14 protein-coding genes are annotated in these 14,730 nt (G+C 65.5%); 4 read left to right on the plus strand and 10 right to left on the minus strand.

What is annotated here, in order from left to right; translation table 11 throughout:
* The first annotated feature begins 4 nt into the window (after positions 1-4).
* From HNO88_RS00445 to hflX, 4 genes are all read left to right on the plus strand, one after another.
* The gene (locus HNO88_RS00445; RefSeq protein WP_184241677.1) at positions 5-2,206 is read left to right on the plus strand and encodes a sensor histidine kinase; all 2,202 of its coding nucleotides are present in this window, start codon (positions 5-7) and stop codon (positions 2,204-2,206) included.
* A 22-nt stretch (positions 2,207-2,228) separates the two neighbouring features.
* Positions 2,229-3,623, plus strand: coding sequence for a nitrogen assimilation response regulator NtrX (ntrX, locus tag HNO88_RS00450; RefSeq protein WP_184241679.1), 1,395 nt, complete (start codon positions 2,229-2,231; stop codon positions 3,621-3,623).
* 128 nt (positions 3,624-3,751) lie between these two features.
* Positions 3,752-4,306: an RNA chaperone Hfq gene (gene hfq / locus HNO88_RS00455; protein WP_184241681.1), complete on the plus strand. Its 555-nt coding sequence runs from the start codon at positions 3,752-3,754 to the stop codon at positions 4,304-4,306.
* Positions 4,307-4,350: 44 nt separating this feature from the next.
* Positions 4,351-5,673, plus strand: a complete 1,323-nt coding sequence (gene hflX / locus HNO88_RS00460; RefSeq protein ID WP_221419761.1) for a GTPase HflX — start codon at positions 4,351-4,353, stop codon at positions 5,671-5,673.
* Here the strand turns inward: hflX and mazG are convergent.
* The 10 genes from mazG to HNO88_RS00510 all read right to left on the minus strand — a co-directional run bounded on the left by mazG (position 5,650) and on the right by HNO88_RS00510 (position 14,698).
* Positions 5,650-6,426, minus strand: coding sequence for a nucleoside triphosphate pyrophosphohydrolase (gene mazG, locus HNO88_RS00465; protein WP_184241683.1), 777 nt, complete (start codon positions 6,424-6,426; stop codon positions 5,650-5,652). The genes hflX and mazG overlap by 24 nt on opposite strands.
* A 76-nt stretch (positions 6,427-6,502) precedes the next feature.
* Positions 6,503-6,685 (minus strand): hypothetical protein, encoded by a 183-nt coding sequence (locus HNO88_RS00470; protein WP_184241685.1) that lies wholly within the window; start codon positions 6,683-6,685, stop codon positions 6,503-6,505.
* Positions 6,682-7,461 carry an MBL fold metallo-hydrolase gene (locus tag HNO88_RS00475; protein WP_184241687.1) on the minus strand — a complete coding sequence of 260 codons (780 nt, stop codon included), beginning with the start codon at positions 7,459-7,461 and terminating at the stop codon, positions 6,682-6,684. The genes HNO88_RS00470 and HNO88_RS00475 overlap by 4 nt, the downstream gene beginning before the upstream one ends.
* Positions 7,458-8,234, minus strand: coding sequence for a TatD family hydrolase (locus HNO88_RS00480; RefSeq protein WP_184241689.1), 777 nt, complete (start codon positions 8,232-8,234; stop codon positions 7,458-7,460). The genes HNO88_RS00475 and HNO88_RS00480 overlap by 4 nt, the downstream gene beginning before the upstream one ends.
* Positions 8,234-9,802: a methionine--tRNA ligase gene (metG, locus tag HNO88_RS00485; RefSeq protein ID WP_184241691.1), complete on the minus strand. Its 1,569-nt coding sequence runs from the start codon at positions 9,800-9,802 to the stop codon at positions 8,234-8,236. Before metG ends, HNO88_RS00480 begins: the two co-directional genes overlap by 1 nt.
* 26 nt (positions 9,803-9,828) lie before the next feature.
* Entirely contained in the window at positions 9,829-10,806 is a 978-nt protein-coding gene (locus HNO88_RS00490; protein WP_312856965.1) for a DNA polymerase III delta subunit-related protein, read from the minus strand.
* Positions 10,803-11,441, minus strand: a complete 639-nt coding sequence (tmk, locus tag HNO88_RS00495) for a dTMP kinase (protein ID WP_184241693.1) — start codon at positions 11,439-11,441, stop codon at positions 10,803-10,805. The genes HNO88_RS00490 and tmk overlap by 4 nt, the downstream gene beginning before the upstream one ends.
* Positions 11,438-12,583: a D-alanyl-D-alanine carboxypeptidase family protein gene (locus HNO88_RS00500; RefSeq protein WP_221419762.1), complete on the minus strand. Its 1,146-nt coding sequence runs from the start codon at positions 12,581-12,583 to the stop codon at positions 11,438-11,440. Before HNO88_RS00500 ends, tmk begins: the two co-directional genes overlap by 4 nt.
* A 65-nt stretch (positions 12,584-12,648) precedes the next feature.
* On the minus strand, positions 12,649-13,647 hold the full coding sequence (locus HNO88_RS00505) for an SPOR domain-containing protein (protein WP_184241695.1): 999 nt from the start codon (positions 13,645-13,647) through the stop codon (positions 12,649-12,651).
* Entirely contained in the window at positions 13,631-14,698 is a 1,068-nt protein-coding gene (locus tag HNO88_RS00510) for a lytic murein transglycosylase (protein WP_184241697.1), read from the minus strand. The genes HNO88_RS00505 and HNO88_RS00510 overlap by 17 nt, the downstream gene beginning before the upstream one ends.
* Positions 14,699-14,730: the final 32 nt, after the last annotated feature.

Consider the following 14,730-nt stretch of genomic DNA (forward strand, 5'->3'; position numbering starts at 1 on the left):
GCGGATGCAGCTTGCGGCGCGCAAGGCCAACTTCTTCGGGATCGTCACGGTGGTGTCGGTTGTGGCCTTCCTGATCATGACGTCCGTGACGTTCGTGGCGCTGTTCCGCAATGCCAACAACGGCGAGTTCCTGTCGTCCAACATGACCGCGACTCTGCTGGTCGGCACGCTCGTACCGGCCCTGGCGATCCTGGTCCTGCTCGGCCGCTGGATGGCGCTGCGGCGCGCGGCGCAGACGATCGGCGGCAACGGGCGCATGCACGTGCGGCTGGTGTTCATCTTCTCGGTCATCGCCGCGGTGCCGACGCTGCTGGTCGTGATTTTCGCGTCGTATCTGTTCCAATCGGGCGTCGAGTTCTGGTTTTCCGACAATTCGCGCGGTCTGTTGGAGAACGCGAACAAGCTGGCGCGCGGCTACTACGAGCAAGCGCAACGCGACGTCAGCCAGGAGTCGCTGGCCATGGCGAGCGATTTGCGCGGCTATCTCAGCCAGGAATCGATCGGATCGGCGGAGTTTCCCGAGTTCCTGGCCTTCCAGGTCCGCAACCGTCGCCTCGACGAGTCCGCGATCCTGCAGAAAGGCCCGAACGGTCAACTGCTTACGCCCGCAATCGTCAATCCGACCGGAGACAACGAGACGGCGGTCGTAAAGCCCGGGATGATCCGCCGGATCGATGCCGGTGAACCGTTCGTGGTCGAGGCCAACGCCAACCGCATCGTCGCGCTGACCCCCATCGACCGCGCCTCGGGCGTCTACCTCTACACGTCGCGCAGTTCGGACTTGCTGGCCTTCAGTCAGGGGCAGCGTGCCGAGAACATCGTGCGCGGCTACGAAATGCTGACGAGCCGGGCGCGGCTTTACCAGCTGCGGTTCAACATCGCCCTGTTCATCGCCGCCTTGGCGCTCGTCGGGCTTTCGGTATGGCTCGCCCTTCGGTTCGCGGATCGGCAGGTCAAGCCCCTGTACGAGCTTGTCGACGCCGCGCGCCGGGTCGGCAGCGGCAACTTCGCGCTTCGGGTGGAGGGACGGACCGGCGCGGACGAGATGGGCCTGCTCAATCGCGCCTTCAATCGCATGACCGCGCAGATCGAGAAGCAGACGCAGGCCCTGCTCGGCGCCAACATGCAGCTGCAGGAGCGCCGCGCCTTCATCGAGGCCGTGCTGGAATCTGTCACGTCCGGCATCATCTCCGTCGATGCCCAGGGGGCCGTGCTGCTGATGAACAGCACCGCGCAAAAGCTCCTGCTCGACCGTGCGGTCCCAGGCCCGCTTGGCGTGCCCCTGTCCGAGATCGCTCCGCAGATGGCCGCGCTCGTCTCAAGCGGCAAGCCGGGGGGTGTGGTGCAGTACAACAAGGGCAGCGAGCTCCTGACCCTTGCGGTGAAGATCGCGCGCGATGCGACCGGCTACGTGATCACGTTCGAGGACATCACGCGCCAGCTGCTCGACCAGCGTCAGGCCGCTTGGTCGGACGTTGCCCGGCGGATTGCCCACGAGATCAAGAACCCGCTGACCCCGATCCAGCTCGCCACCGAGCGCCTCAGCCGCCGCTATCGCAAGCAGATCAGCGAGGATCCCGAGCTGTTCGAGGACCTGACACGCACGATCATCCGGCAGGTGGGCGATCTGCGCAAGATGGTGGACGAATTCTCGTCCTTCGCACGCCTTCCCAAGCCGATCTTCCGCCCGGAGGATCCTGCCGCGCTCACCCGCCAGGCACTGTTCCTGCAGGAGGTCGCGCGCACCGACATCGCCTTCGACTACGAGTCTGTGGGCGATGTGCCGATGATCGATTGCGACCGTCACCAGTTCGGCCAGGCGATGACCAACGTCCTCAAGAACGCGGTCGAAGCGATCGATGCCAAGGCGAAGGACGTCGCCGCCAGTCACGAGGCGGCCAGCTATGAAGGGCGCATCGATGTGCGCCTGGAGGTGCTCAATGGCGCCATCCTGGTGCGAATAACCGATAACGGCATCGGCCTGCCGCAAGACCGCGACCGGATCATCGAACCTTATGTCACCACGCGCGAAAAGGGCACGGGCCTTGGCTTGGCGATCGTCAACAAGATCGTCGAGGAGCATGGTGGCGAGATGACGTTCACGCCCGCGCAAGGCGGAGGAACCACAGTAACGATGCGGTTCGCCGTCGATCCGCTCGCGCCGGGCTCAATCGAGCAGGGCCGCAATCCCGAAGCGGCCGAATGAACAGCAGGATGATGTGAACGCGATGCCTATCGAGATCCTGATTGTAGACGACGAACGCGACATCCGCGAGCTGGTGGCAGGCGTCCTCAGCGACGAGGGTTTCGAATGCCGCACCGCGGGTGACAGCGAGAGCGCGCTGTCTGCGCTCGACACGCGCCGCCCGTCGCTGGTGCTGCTCGACGTCTGGCTTCACGGCAGCGCCATGGACGGGCTGGAGGTGCTCGACGCCATCAAGGCACGCGAGCCGGAATTGCCGGTGATCATCTTTTCCGGCCACGGCAACATCGACACTGCCGTTGCGGCGATCAGCCGCGGCGCGGTCGACTTCATCGAAAAGCCGTTCGAGGCCGAGAAGCTCATCCACCTGGTCACGCGCGCAACCGAAACCGAGCGCCTGCGCCGCGAGAATGCGCAACTGCGCCATGACTTTTCCAACGCGGAAGAGTTCACCGGCAACAGCAGCGCGATCAACCAGGTTCGTGCGACCCTCAAGCGCGTGGCGAACACCGGCAGTCGCTTGCTGATCACCGGTCCCGCCGGCGTCGGCAAGGAAGTCGCGGCGCGTCTGCTCCACTCGTGGAGCCCACGCGCCGGCAGCGCCTTCGTCTGCGTGAACTCCGCCCGCATCACGCCTGAGCGGTTCGAGCAGGAATTGTTCGGCGAGGAGCTGGACGGCAGCCTGCTGCGGCCGGGCCTGCTGGAAATGGCGGACGGCGGCACGCTCTACTTCGACGAGATCGCCGACATGCCGCTCTCGACCCAGGCCCGCATCCTGCGCGTCCTGACCGACCAGGCCTTCGTCCGCGTCGGCGGCACCCGGCAGATCCGCGTTGACGTCCGCGTGGTCTCGTCCAGTTCGCGCGACCTGGAGAAAGAAATCGCCGAGCGTCGCTTCCGCGAGGATTTGTTCTATCGCCTGAACGTGGTCCCCGTGATCGTACCGGCCCTGCGCGACCGCCGCGAGGACATACCGCCGCTGGTCGACCACTTCTTCACCCGCTTCGCGAGCGACCAGGGCGTGGAAGCCCCCGAAGTCGGCGTCGATGCCATGGCGGCGCTGCAGGCCTACGAGTGGCCGGGGAACGTCCGCCAGCTGCGCAACGTGGTCGAACGCACTGTCATCATGACCCCGCGTGACCGGCTCGGGCGGATCGAGGCCGACATGCTCCCGCCCGAGATCTTCAACAGCCGTGGGGAAGGGGACTCGCGCGTGTCGGTGATGATGAGCGCTCCTTTGCGCGAGGCGCGCGAGAGCTTCGAGCGCGAATACCTGCGCGTTCAGATCCGCCGCTTCTCCGGCAATATCTCGCGCACGGCGTCCTTCATCGGCATGGAAAGATCGGCGCTGCACCGCAAGCTGAAGCTCCTCGGCATGTCGGAGCGGCGCGACGGCGAGCTGGATGGCGAGGAGGGCTGAGCGGCAGGCGCTCCATTTTTGGCGTTTACTGCGGTGCAGCAAAACACTAAACTGAGTCTCGAATATCGGCCCTCCAAGGGGCCAGATTGCGGCTCGCTTCGGCGGTCGCCAACAACAGGAGACTCAACATGAGCGGTCGTACTCTCTCGGCTCGTCCCAAGCCTGCCGTCGAGGTGGCACCGGAACCCGCACCCGCGCCGGCGGGCGCCAAGGGCCAGAACCTGCAGGATCAGTTCCTCAATCTGCTGCGCAAGAACAAGACGCCGGTGACGATGTTCCTCGTCAAGGGTGTAAAGCTGCAGGGTATCGTCACCTGGTTCGACAACTTTTCGATCCTGCTGCGCCGCGATGGCCAGTCGCAGCTCGTCTACAAGCACGCGATCTCGACCATAATGCCCAGCATGCCGGTCGACGCGCGCCAGTTCGGCGGCTCGGCGGACGGCAGCAAGAAGGTGCGCCTGCTTCAGGACGTGTTCCTGTCGAGCGTGCGCAGCGCGGGCGTGCAGGTAACGATGTTCCTGGTGAACGGCGTAATGCTCCAGGGCCGCATCGCTGCGTATGATCTTTTCTGCATGCTCCTGGAACGCGAAGGCTATGTGCAGCTTGCTTACAAGCACGCGGTTTCCACGATCCAACCGGTGACGCCGGTCGATCTCCAGTCACACGAAGAGGACGAGGACTGATCGCGAGGGGCACAAGGCCCCTCGCATCCCACTCGCAAGAACATTTGAACGAAGAAGAACTCAAGGGAGAGGTGACGCGCGGCGCGCGGGCCTTGGTCGTCTACCCGCAGATGCGGGCCAACCGCGACCAGGACGCCGACGCGCGTCTGGAAGAGGGCAAGGGCCTCGCACTCGCCATCGGGCTGGAGATCGCCGATGCGTTCACCATCCCGATCCGCGAACCGCGCGCCGCGACGCTGTTTGGTGAAGGGCAGATCCAGAACATCGGCACCGCATGCGAGCAATCGGAAGCGGAGCTGGTGATCGTCGATGGCTCGCTGACGGCCATCCAGCAGCGCAACCTGGAAGAGAAGCTCAAGCGCAAGGTCATCGATCGGACCGGGCTGATCCTCGAGATATTCGGCGAACGTGCGGCAACTGCCGAGGGTCGGCTACAGGTAGAGCTCGCACACCTCGACTATCAGGCGGGCCGACTGGTCCGCAGCTGGACTCACCTCGAACGCCAGCGTGGCGGCTTCGGCTTCCTCGGAGGTCCCGGCGAAACCCAGATCGAGGCGGACCGCCGGCTGATCCGCGATCGCATGGCCCGCATTCGGCGCGAGTTGGAGCAAGTGCGCCGCACGCGCGGTCTGCATCGCGATCGGCGGGAGAAGGCGCCCTGGCCGGTGGTGGCACTGGTCGGCTATACCAACGCGGGCAAGTCGACGCTGTTCAACCGGCTCACCGGTGCAGGCGTCATTGCCGAGGACTTGCTGTTCGCCACTCTCGATCCGACCATGCGGGCGATCCGCCTGCCGGCCGTTGAAAAGGCGATCCTGTCCGACACCGTGGGCTTCATTTCCGATCTGCCGACCCAGCTTATCGCCGCGTTCCGTGCGACGCTGGAGGAAGTTACGGCGGCCGACGTCATTCTCCACGTGCGCGATATCGCCAATGCCGAAACCGAAGCGCAGAAGCGCCAGGTCCTCGATGTCCTGAGCGACCTTGGCGTGGTCGCGGAGGAGGGGGAGGATGCGCCCATCCCGATCCTGGAGGTCTGGAACAAGTGGGACCTGCTTTCGCCCGACAACGCACAGGAGCTGCGGCAGTTTGTCGACGAGCGCGGTGACGAGGACGTCATCCCGATCTCGGCGCTGACGGGCGACGGGTGCGAGGAGCTGTTGGCGATCGTCGGGCACCGACTGACAGCCGATGCAAAGCTCTACACCTTCGTCGTGCCCGCCGAGGACGGCGAACGGCTGGCCTTCCTCCATGCACGTGGCGAAGTCGTCTCCGAGGCCGTGGATGATGGCGGCGAGGAGGGGCCGCGGCTGCGAGTGCAAGTGCGGCTCAGCGAGCGAGAGCTAGGGCGTTTCACCGCGCTCTGAGGCCTTGACGGCCTGCCAGTAACGCTCCTGCTCGTCGAGGGTGAGCGCTGCGAAATCGTGGCCGTCACCTTGCGAGAGGGTCTCCATGGAACGGAACCTGCGCTCGAACTTGGCATTCGCGGCGCGCAAGGCGTCCTCGGGCGGGATGCCTTGCGCACGCAGATAATTCACGACCGAGAACAACAAGTCGCCGGCTTCGATGACCCGCTCGTGCTCTGTCTCTGCGTCGGCGAGTTCGTCCAGTTCTTCCAGGATCTTGGCTTTCGGACCTTCCTCGTTGGGCCAGTCGAAGCCAGTCCGTGCGGCGCGCTTCTGCAGCTTCTCCGCGCGCATCAACGACGGCAGGGCAAGCGCCACACCATCGAGTGCACTGGTCGCGCCTTTGGCACTGCGCTCGGCTTGCTTGAGCGCCTCCCAACGCTGAGACTGCGACGTGGCTGAGGCGTCGGTTCCGAAGATGTGCGGGTGGCGTGTCTCGAGCTTGTCGCTGATCGAGGACGCGACATCGGCAAAGTCGAAGTGACCGGCTTCCTCGGCGATCCTTGCATGAAACACCACCTGGAGGAGCAAATCGCCGAGCTCCTCGCGCAAGTCGCCAAGGTCCGATCGCGCGATCGCGTCGGCGACCTCGTAGGCCTCTTCGATCGTGTACGGCGCGATGGTCTCGTACGTCTGCTCACGATCCCATTCGCAACCATGATCGCGATCGCGCAGCCGCGCCATGATCGAGAGGAGACGGTCGATCGATCTCATCGTCACCTAATTGCACCCGGATTGATAATATGTATTATGTTAAATTTGATGCTTTGGTCTTGCTGGTTGTGGTCGATCATCGACCGACCTCCAAGCCAAGCCACTGAATGACGAGCACCAGCACAACGATGATCGCCAGCCATGCCAGCGCCATCTTCCAGATCTGTGCTCGCGGCATCGCGCGTGCCGACAATCCGCGCCATGCGAGAACCAACGCCATGCCGATCGCGACCAGACTGGCGATCGTCCCGCCGCTCATGCAACGACTTCCAGGCCATCATAGCCCACCTGTACATGCTGCGGCATCTCGGCACTGAGCGTCACGTAGTCCATGCTCTTGTCCAGATGGGTCAGCACCGCGCGCGCGACCTTCGCGGCATCGACCAGTTCCATGGCCATGCCGAGATGCGCATGCGTCGGGTGCGGCTCACGGCGCAGGCAATCGACCACGAGCACGTCACAGCCATACAATAGATCGATCATTTCGCCCGTTATTTCGCTGAAATCAGTTGCATAGCCGATCGACTTGCCATCGCAGTCGAAACGATAGGCTGTCGATTGCGCCGGACCATGCGGCATCTGGCATGTCGTTACACGAAAGCCCTCGCAGATGCGCAACGACTGCAGGTCATCGAGCGACACGATAGTCGGATAGCCGAACTGGCCGGCGAAGACATACCCGAACCGCTGGCGCAGCCGCCGCACGGTTTCGGATGCCGCGTAGCCTGGGATCGGGCCGCCACGTCCGTAGCGGAGCGGCCGCAGGTCATCGATGCCATGGCAGTGATCGGCATGGTCGTGCGTCCAGAATATGGCATCCAGGCGCGTGATGTTTTGCGCGATCAACTGGCTGCGCAAGTCCGGCGAGGTGTCGACGAGCAATCGTTTGCCCGCCTCGCTCTCCACTACGATCGAGACTCGCGAGCGCCTGTTGCGCGGCTCGGCGGGATCGCACAGGCCCCAATCGATCCCTTCGTCCCCGCCCAGGCGCGGAACGCCGGTCGAAGTGCCGCTGCCGAGAAGCGTGACCTTCACGCGGCGGCCTTGGTGAACAGCTTGAAGAAGTTGCGCGTCGTCGTCGCGGACAGGCTCTCGACATCGACGCCGCGCAGCTGCGCCACGACCCGGGCGGTGTCGGCAGTGAACGCCGGCTCGCAGGTGCGGCCCCGATGAGGAACCGGTGCCAGGAACGGCGCATCGGTTTCTACCAGCATACGATCTTCAGGAAGCTCGGCAGCAACCGCCTGCAAGTCCTTGGCATTCTTGAAGGTCACGATCCCGGACAAGGAGATGGTCAGCCCTTGAGCGAGCATTCGCCGGCCGAACTCGGCCGACGCGGTGAAGCAGTGGATCAGCGCCGGAAATGCGCCCTGCTCCATCTCGTCCTCTATGATGCGGGCGGTGTCCTCCTCCGCATCGCGTGTATGGATGATGATCGGAAGACCCGTCTGTCGCGCCACGCGAATATGCGTGCGAAACAGCGCCTGCTGAACCTGACGGTCCGACTTGTCGTAGTAGTAATCGAGCCCCGTCTCGCCGATCCCGATTACCTTGGGATGCTCCGCAGCGGCGAGCAAGGCCGCTTCGCCCAGGTCAGCATGCGCGTCGGACTCGTGCGGATGGATCCCGACGCTGGCCCAGACATCGGGCTCTCGCGCGGCTGTATCGACCACGGCTTGCCACTCGCTCTGGCGGGTCGAGATGTTGAGAAAACCTCCGACCCCGGCCGCCCGCGCTCGGGCAAGGACGCCCTCACGATCCTCGACCAGACCCTTGTACTCAAGGTGGCAGTGGCTATCGATCAGCATCAGGCGTTCACCGCCTCGCTCACCTCTGGCAGGTCGAGCCGCGGGAACACGCCGACCGGCTGCGCGATGCGAAAGCCCTTCTGCACCAGACCGTCGAGCCAGGTGCTATCGGACGAGGCGCCATAGTCGCGCGCGTCGGGCGCCACGCCCATCTGGTCGAGGAGCGTATCGATAGCTTGCGGCACGACAGGCCGCACCGCGATCGCCAGGCTGCGCACGCAGCGCAGCAAGGTCATCAGCACTGCCTCCATCCGTGCGGGATCGGTCTTGCGCAAGGTCCAGGGTGCCTGCTCGTCGACGTACTGGTTGCATGCGAAAACCGCGCGCATCCAGACCTCCAGCCCGTCGCTGAAATCCAGATCGAGGAAGGCGCGGCGCAGCCCGGCAACGCCCAGCGCCACCGCATCGCCCAGCGCCACATCGGCGTCCGTAAGTTCGTGACCGGCACGCAGTTCGCCGCCCATGTTCTTGAAGATCATGGACAACGTGCGCTGTGCGAGATTGCCGAAGCTGTTTGCCAGTTCGGCATTCGCGCGCGTGACGATCGCCTCGGGCGAATAACTGCCGTCCTGGCCGAATGCCACTTCGCGCAGCAGGAAGTAGCGTAGCGTATCGACGCCGAACTGCTCCGCCAACGCCAATGGATCGGTTACGTTGCCGAGCGACTTGCTTTCCTTCTGCCCGCGATTGAGCAGGAAGCCGTGACCGAAGACCTGCTTGGGCAAGGGCAAGCCAGCGCTCATGAGGAAGGCGGGCCAATAGACCGTGTGGAAACGGACGATGTCCTTGCCGATGAGGTGCAGGTCGGCTGGCCACCATTTGGCGACATCCCCGCCCTCTTCCGGGAAACCCAGTCCGGTCAGGTAGTTGGTCAGCGCATCGACCCAGACGTACATGACGTGCCCGTCGCTGCCCGGCACCGGCACGCCCCAGTCGAAGCTGGTGCGCGACACCGACAAGTCTCGCAGCCCGCCCTCGACGAAGCGCATGACTTCATTGTGGCGGCTTTCGGGGCGGATGAACTCGCTGGTGCGATAGAGCTCCAGCAACGGCTCCTGGTAGCGCGAGAGCCGGAAGAACCAGCTTTCCTCTACCGTCCATTCGACGGGAGTTCCTTGAGGCGACAGCTTTTCACCACCCTCGCCCGCGACCAGCTCGCTCTCGTCGTAATAGGCTTCGTCGCGAACCGAGTACCAGCCTTCGTAGCGATCGAGGTAGAGGTCGCCGGACGCCTCCATGCGGCGCCACAATTCCTGCGTGGCGGCATGGTGGCGCGGTTCGGTGGTGCGGATGAACACATCATAGTCGATGTTCAAGGCATCGCACATGTCCTTGAAGTATCCGGACATCTCGGTTGCGAGATCGGCTGGTGTCGTACCCAGCTCGCGTGCCTTTTGCGCCATCTTCAGGCCGTGCTCGTCGGTTCCGGTCTGGAACCGCACGTCGAAGCCCTCCGCCTTGCGATGGCGGGCGATAACGTCGGCGGCGATCGCCTCGTAGGCATGGCCGATGTGCGGCCGCCCGTTGGGATAGCTGATGGCGGTGGTGATGTAATAAGGCTCGGCCATGCGGCGTCGCGGCTTTCTCTGGCGTGTCAGTTCGGGCGAGCCGCATCTCTAGGCATCGCAGCCGAGGCCAGCAACCCGCCAATCTCCAATATGAGCAACCCGGCATCGAAATTGTAGGTCGGGGCTTGTGCCGCAAGCCGGGTCAGCGAGACGTGCGCCTCGATCAGGGCCGCCTGCCGCGCGGAAGGGGCTTGCGGAAGCTCTGCCGCGAGCGCGGCGCGGGCGAGTTCCAGGATGGCGAACTGCCGATCGCGCGGTGGGCGTGCGCCGAGCGCCTCGGCAAGAGCGCCGCGCAAGCGGAACTCGGGATCGCCGTTCGCCAGGATGTTGCGCATCAAGGCATGGACCTCGGTCAGGCCATGCTCGGCGAAGCTGAGTGCCACGCCCGGTGAGCCATGGGCGGCGCCGATCGCCGCATCGCGCAAGGCGGCATCGGCATCCGGCACGTCACGGCGGATCACCGCATCGAGGTCCTTGGCCGATAGCGATGCGAAACGCAGGACGCGACAGCGCGAACGGATGGTCGGCAGCAGGCGCCCGGGCTGGTGCGTGACCAGGAGGAAATACGTGCCAGCGGGCGGCTCCTCCAGCACCTTGAGCAGCGCGTTGACGGCACCCTTCTCCATGTCGTCGGCCGGATCGATGACGACGGCCCGGCGGCTCCCCATCGTCGGCTTGGTCGACAAGCGGCGGATCATGCCGCGGATCTGGTCCACGGTGATGTTGCGCTTGGTCTGGTACGGCTTGCCTTCCGCCTTCTTCTTGGCTTCATCGTCGTTGGCGGGCAGATGGGTGAGCACGTGGATGTCGGGGTGCGTGGCAGGATCCGGCAAGGCGGCGCCTTGCTCGCGCACGAGTTCGGCCGCGGCGGCAAGAGCGAACTTGCCTTTGCCCAGCCCCTTGGCCCCGGCGAGGAGCCAGCCATGATGCATCCGCTCCGAAGCGACGGCATCCATCCACTCGCGCCAGGCGGCTTCCTGGCCGATGAAGGCCTGCGCGCTCACAACAGCGGCTCGATCGCGTCCAGAACCCGCTTGTGGACGGCATGTGCGTCACCGTCGCCGTCGATCACCGCAAAGCGCTCGGGCTCCTGCGCTGCGAAGCGTACGAAGGCATCGGCGACGCGCATATGGTAGGCGGTCGGGCGTGAGCCGATCGCATCGCTGCGTCCTTGATCGCGCAAGCGCAGACGCTGCTCGGCAGCTGCGGGAGAGACGGTGACGAGCACCGTGAGATCGGGCAACAGCCCTCCGCTCCCGATGTCATGGAGCGTGCGGATTGCAGCCTCGTCCAGTCCTCCGCCTCCGCCCTGGTAGGCTCGGCTCGAGTCGACAAAGCGGTCGCAGATCACCCACTTACCGGCGGCAAGGGCAGGCCGGATCAGGCGTTCCACGTGGTCGGAACGGGCCGCTGCGAACAGCAGGGCCTCGGCACGCGGGTTCCAGCCCTGGCCATCGTGGGCAACGCCGGCATCAAGCAGCAGGGCGCGGATCGCTTCGGCGCCGGGCGTGCCGCCGGGCTCACGGGTCAGCACCGCCTCCACTCCGCGCTGCGAGAGCGCGTCCGCGAGCAGCCGGGCCTGGGTCGACTTGCCCGCCCCTTCTCCGCCCTCGAACGCGATGAACCGGCCGGTGATCATGCGAGCAAGTTCATCAGGCCATTGCGCATGCGCGCGAGCACACCCGCTACCGGGACTTCCTGCGCCGCATAAAGCGGGATGCGTGAGGCTTCGACGCCATCCACCTGCACCTCCAGGTCCGCCACTTGGGCACCCTTGGCAATGGGTGCCACCAACGGCCCGCGGTAGTGCAGCTTCACGCGCACGTGCGACGGCGAAGCTACGGGCACCGTGGCATAGAGCGCGCGATTGGCGACCAGCGGAACGGAAGTCGAGGAACCATCCTGCACCCGCGCATGCGCCACCGTCGCGCCTTGCGGGAACAAGGGGAAGGCCCGCCACTGCCGGAAGCCCCACTCCAGCAGCGCCTTGGCCGCCTTGTCCCGGTCGAAATGCGTGCGTGCGCCGGCAAGCACCATCACCAGGCGGCGGCCATTGCGCACTGCCGAGCCGAGGAAGTTGTAGCCGGCCTCGCGCGTGTAACCTGTCTTGATGCCGTCGGCGCCGGGGATCACGCCCACCGTCGGGTCATGGCTGCGCATCGACACGTCCTGGTAGCGGTACGTCTTCTGCCCGGAGAAATGCCTGTAGAGCCGCGGGTAACGCATCGTCATCGCGTCGGCCAGTCGGACCAGATCCCGCGCGCTGACGAAAGTCTGACCATCGTCCATCCAGCCGTTGGGCGTGTTGTAGTGGCTGTGCGTCATGCCCAATCGCCGCGCGGCATCGTTCATCATCAGCGACCAGGTGTCGACCGTGCCCGCATAGCCGTGCGCCAGCACCATCGCCGCATCGTTCGCCGAAGCCGTCATGATGCCATGCAGCAGTCCGTCCGTGCTGACGACCTGGTTGGGCTTGAGGTACATCGTCGTGCCCTTGGCGAACCAGTCGCGCGAGATTTCCGGGGGAACGACGAACTGGCGTTCGAGGGAGAGGCGGCCCGCACCGATCTCCTCGAACGCGACATAGGCGGACATCACCTTGGTCACGGAAGCGGGCAGGAAGCTGACGTCCGCGCGGCGGGACACCAGAACCTCGCCGGAGCCGAGGTCGACCAGCATGCTGACGGGCACGGCAGCGACTTCGGGCGGCACGGGCGGATTGGCGGCGGAAGCGCCGGCCGGAACGGCCAACGCGAGAAGGAACGTCAATACCCGCTTCAAGACCCGCGAACTCCTGGTCACCGCTCCATTTGCGGTGCGTCCAGCGCGACGCGGCTCAGGCGACCTCAGTCCGCGCGCTGGATTCGTGCATCCCTATAGCCCGCGGCTCTGGCCTTCTCCAGCGCTGGCGCGGCTTCTCCACTGCCTGAAAATGGTCCGAGGCGGACGCGCCAGAGGCGGCCGGACGCGCTGACCTCCCCGCCCAGCTGGCCTGCAACCTTGCGGGCGCGCTCTTTGGTAGAGAATGCCGCCACTTGGACGACGTGAGATCCCCGCGTGGCTGCCTTCGTCGGGGCTGGCGCTGGCGTCTCGGGCCTCGATGCCGCCTTCGGTGAAGGCATGGCCGACTGGGCCAGAACGGTAGAGGCTGCCGGGCTCGGCGATGCCTTGGGTGCAGGAGCGGACTTTAGTGCAGGAGCGGACTTTGGTGCAGGAGTGGACTTGGGCGAAGGAGTGGACTTCGCCGGCTCGGCAACGGCCAAGCTCGTCGGCATCTTGGGCGGAACGGAGGGAGGCGGCGCCAGCGGCGACTGCTCCGCAAGTTTGCGCCGCAAGACTTTCAGCAGCGAATCCGGTGTCTCCATGCGAAGAGGAGCGGTGCCGCCCGTCCGCAGCGCGGCGCGCTCCACTTCGGGCGGGTTGACGCGGCGCACACGAACGGCGCTGCGTCCGCCAGCCGGCAGGCCAAGCTGCGTGGCGGCCGCTGGAGAGAGCGACAACAGCACGTCGTTGACCATCGGGCCACGCGCCACCAGGCGAACGAGGATCGTCCGCCCGCTGTCGAGCGAGGTCACCTCGGCATAGCTGGGAAGAGGCAGCGTCTTGTGCGCGCCGGAAATGCCCGCCAGGCCCTCGCCGCCGACCGTAGCGACCCCGACGGCATCGTAGTTGAGCTGATCGGTCGGCGTCCAGGTGGTGCTGCCGATGGTGAAGGGTTCGCCGACTATGACCGGGTAGTCCGCAGCGGGACCGCTCGGTGTGGCGGGCTGGGCGCACACACCCTCTGTCCCGCCGAAAAACAGCAGCGCCGCGAGCGGAATGGCGTGGTTAACGGGCAATCTCATCGGCTAGCAATCCCACGGACAATGCGTAGTAGTTCGAGCAATTGTACTGCAGGATCACACGATAATTACCGGTTAACAGGTAAGCAGGCGTTCCCGGGCCATCAGGCTGGAAGAACGTGGCCAGCACATCCTCTCCGATCGAGCGCTGCGGCGTGACGCCAAGCCGCCGCCACTCCGCCACGGTCAGCCAGCGCGAGTGCCGGGCGTGGACCCGGTCGCAACTCGGCGCCGCGAGGCGCGCGGTCGATCCGCTTGCCGAGAAACCGGGCGAGACGCTTGCGCGCACGCCCCAGGGCTGGCCGGGGCGCCAGCCGGCATCGCGGAAGTAGTTGGCGATCGAGGCAAGCGTATCCGCATCGCTGCTCCAGATGTCGGCATCGCCGTCGCCGTCGCCGTCCGCGGCCAGCCTGAGGTAGACGCTGGGGAGAAACTGCGGGTTGCCGAAAGCCCCCGCCCAGCTTCCCTTCAAACGGTACGGCGGCACCCCACGATCGACCATCTTGAGCACGGCGATCAGCTCGCCTTCGAACAAAGCGCGCCGGCGCCCTTCCCACGCTAGCGTGGCCAGCGAGCGCGCAAGATCGAAGTCGCCGGTGTAGCTGCCGTAGTTCGTCTCGTGCCCCCAGATCGCCAGCATGATGGAGGCGGGAACGCCATAGCGCCGCTCGATCGCCGGCAGCATGCCCGCGTCGCGGGCGTAGCGCTCGCGACCTCGCCCGATGCGCGCCGCATCGACGTGGGTGGCGATATAGGGCGCTGTCGCCGGTGGCGTGCTGCTGCGCGAGGGTTGGCCACCATCGAGCTGGATGACACGCGGATTGGGCGTGAGGCCGGACAGCATGCGCCCGATCGTCGCCTGGCTCACCCCTTCGCGCGCCGCTCGAGAGCGGACGGAGTCGAGATAGCCCTCGAAGCTTGCGGAACCGCTGTAGCCTGAGTTGGAATACGGCGCACCGGTGTACTGGGCCTCTACGGCCGGCAAGGGGATTGCGGCCAGCAGCGAGCACGTCAGGCCCTGGCGCAACAGGCGAAGCGGGAAGCGTCGTCTCATCATCCAGCGATCTCGCACAATCGCGTAGTCTT

The organism is Novosphingobium chloroacetimidivorans, from assembly GCF_014204535.1.
GTDB classification, from domain to species: domain Bacteria; phylum Pseudomonadota; class Alphaproteobacteria; order Sphingomonadales; family Sphingomonadaceae; genus Novosphingobium; species Novosphingobium chloroacetimidivorans.

What these genes read in the sequence shown, in the direction of transcription:
- mazG (WP_184241683.1), bottom strand. Translation starts at nt 6,426, where the DNA reads ATGAGATCGATCGACCGTCTCCTCTCGATCATGGCGCGGCTGCGCGAT.
- HNO88_RS00445 (WP_184241677.1), top strand. Translation starts at nt 5, where the DNA reads ATGCAGCTTGCGGCGCGCAAGGCCAACTTCTTCGGGATCGTCACGGTG.
- HNO88_RS00505 (WP_184241695.1), bottom strand. Translation starts at nt 13,647, where the DNA reads ATGAGATTGCCCGTTAACCACGCCATTCCGCTCGCGGCGCTGCTGTTT.
- HNO88_RS00510 (WP_184241697.1), bottom strand. Translation starts at nt 14,698, where the DNA reads ATGAGACGACGCTTCCCGCTTCGCCTGTTGCGCCAGGGCCTGACGTGC.
- hfq (WP_184241681.1), top strand. Translation starts at nt 3,752, where the DNA reads ATGAGCGGTCGTACTCTCTCGGCTCGTCCCAAGCCTGCCGTCGAGGTG.
- HNO88_RS00480 (WP_184241689.1), bottom strand. Translation starts at nt 8,234, where the DNA reads ATGCTGATCGATAGCCACTGCCACCTTGAGTACAAGGGTCTGGTCGAG.
- metG (WP_184241691.1), bottom strand. Translation starts at nt 9,802, where the DNA reads ATGGCCGAGCCTTATTACATCACCACCGCCATCAGCTATCCCAACGGG.
- HNO88_RS00470 (WP_184241685.1), bottom strand. Translation starts at nt 6,685, where the DNA reads ATGAGCGGCGGGACGATCGCCAGTCTGGTCGCGATCGGCATGGCGTTG.
- tmk (WP_184241693.1), bottom strand. Translation starts at nt 11,441, where the DNA reads ATGATCACCGGCCGGTTCATCGCGTTCGAGGGCGGAGAAGGGGCGGGC.
- ntrX (WP_184241679.1), top strand. Translation starts at nt 2,229, where the DNA reads ATGCCTATCGAGATCCTGATTGTAGACGACGAACGCGACATCCGCGAG.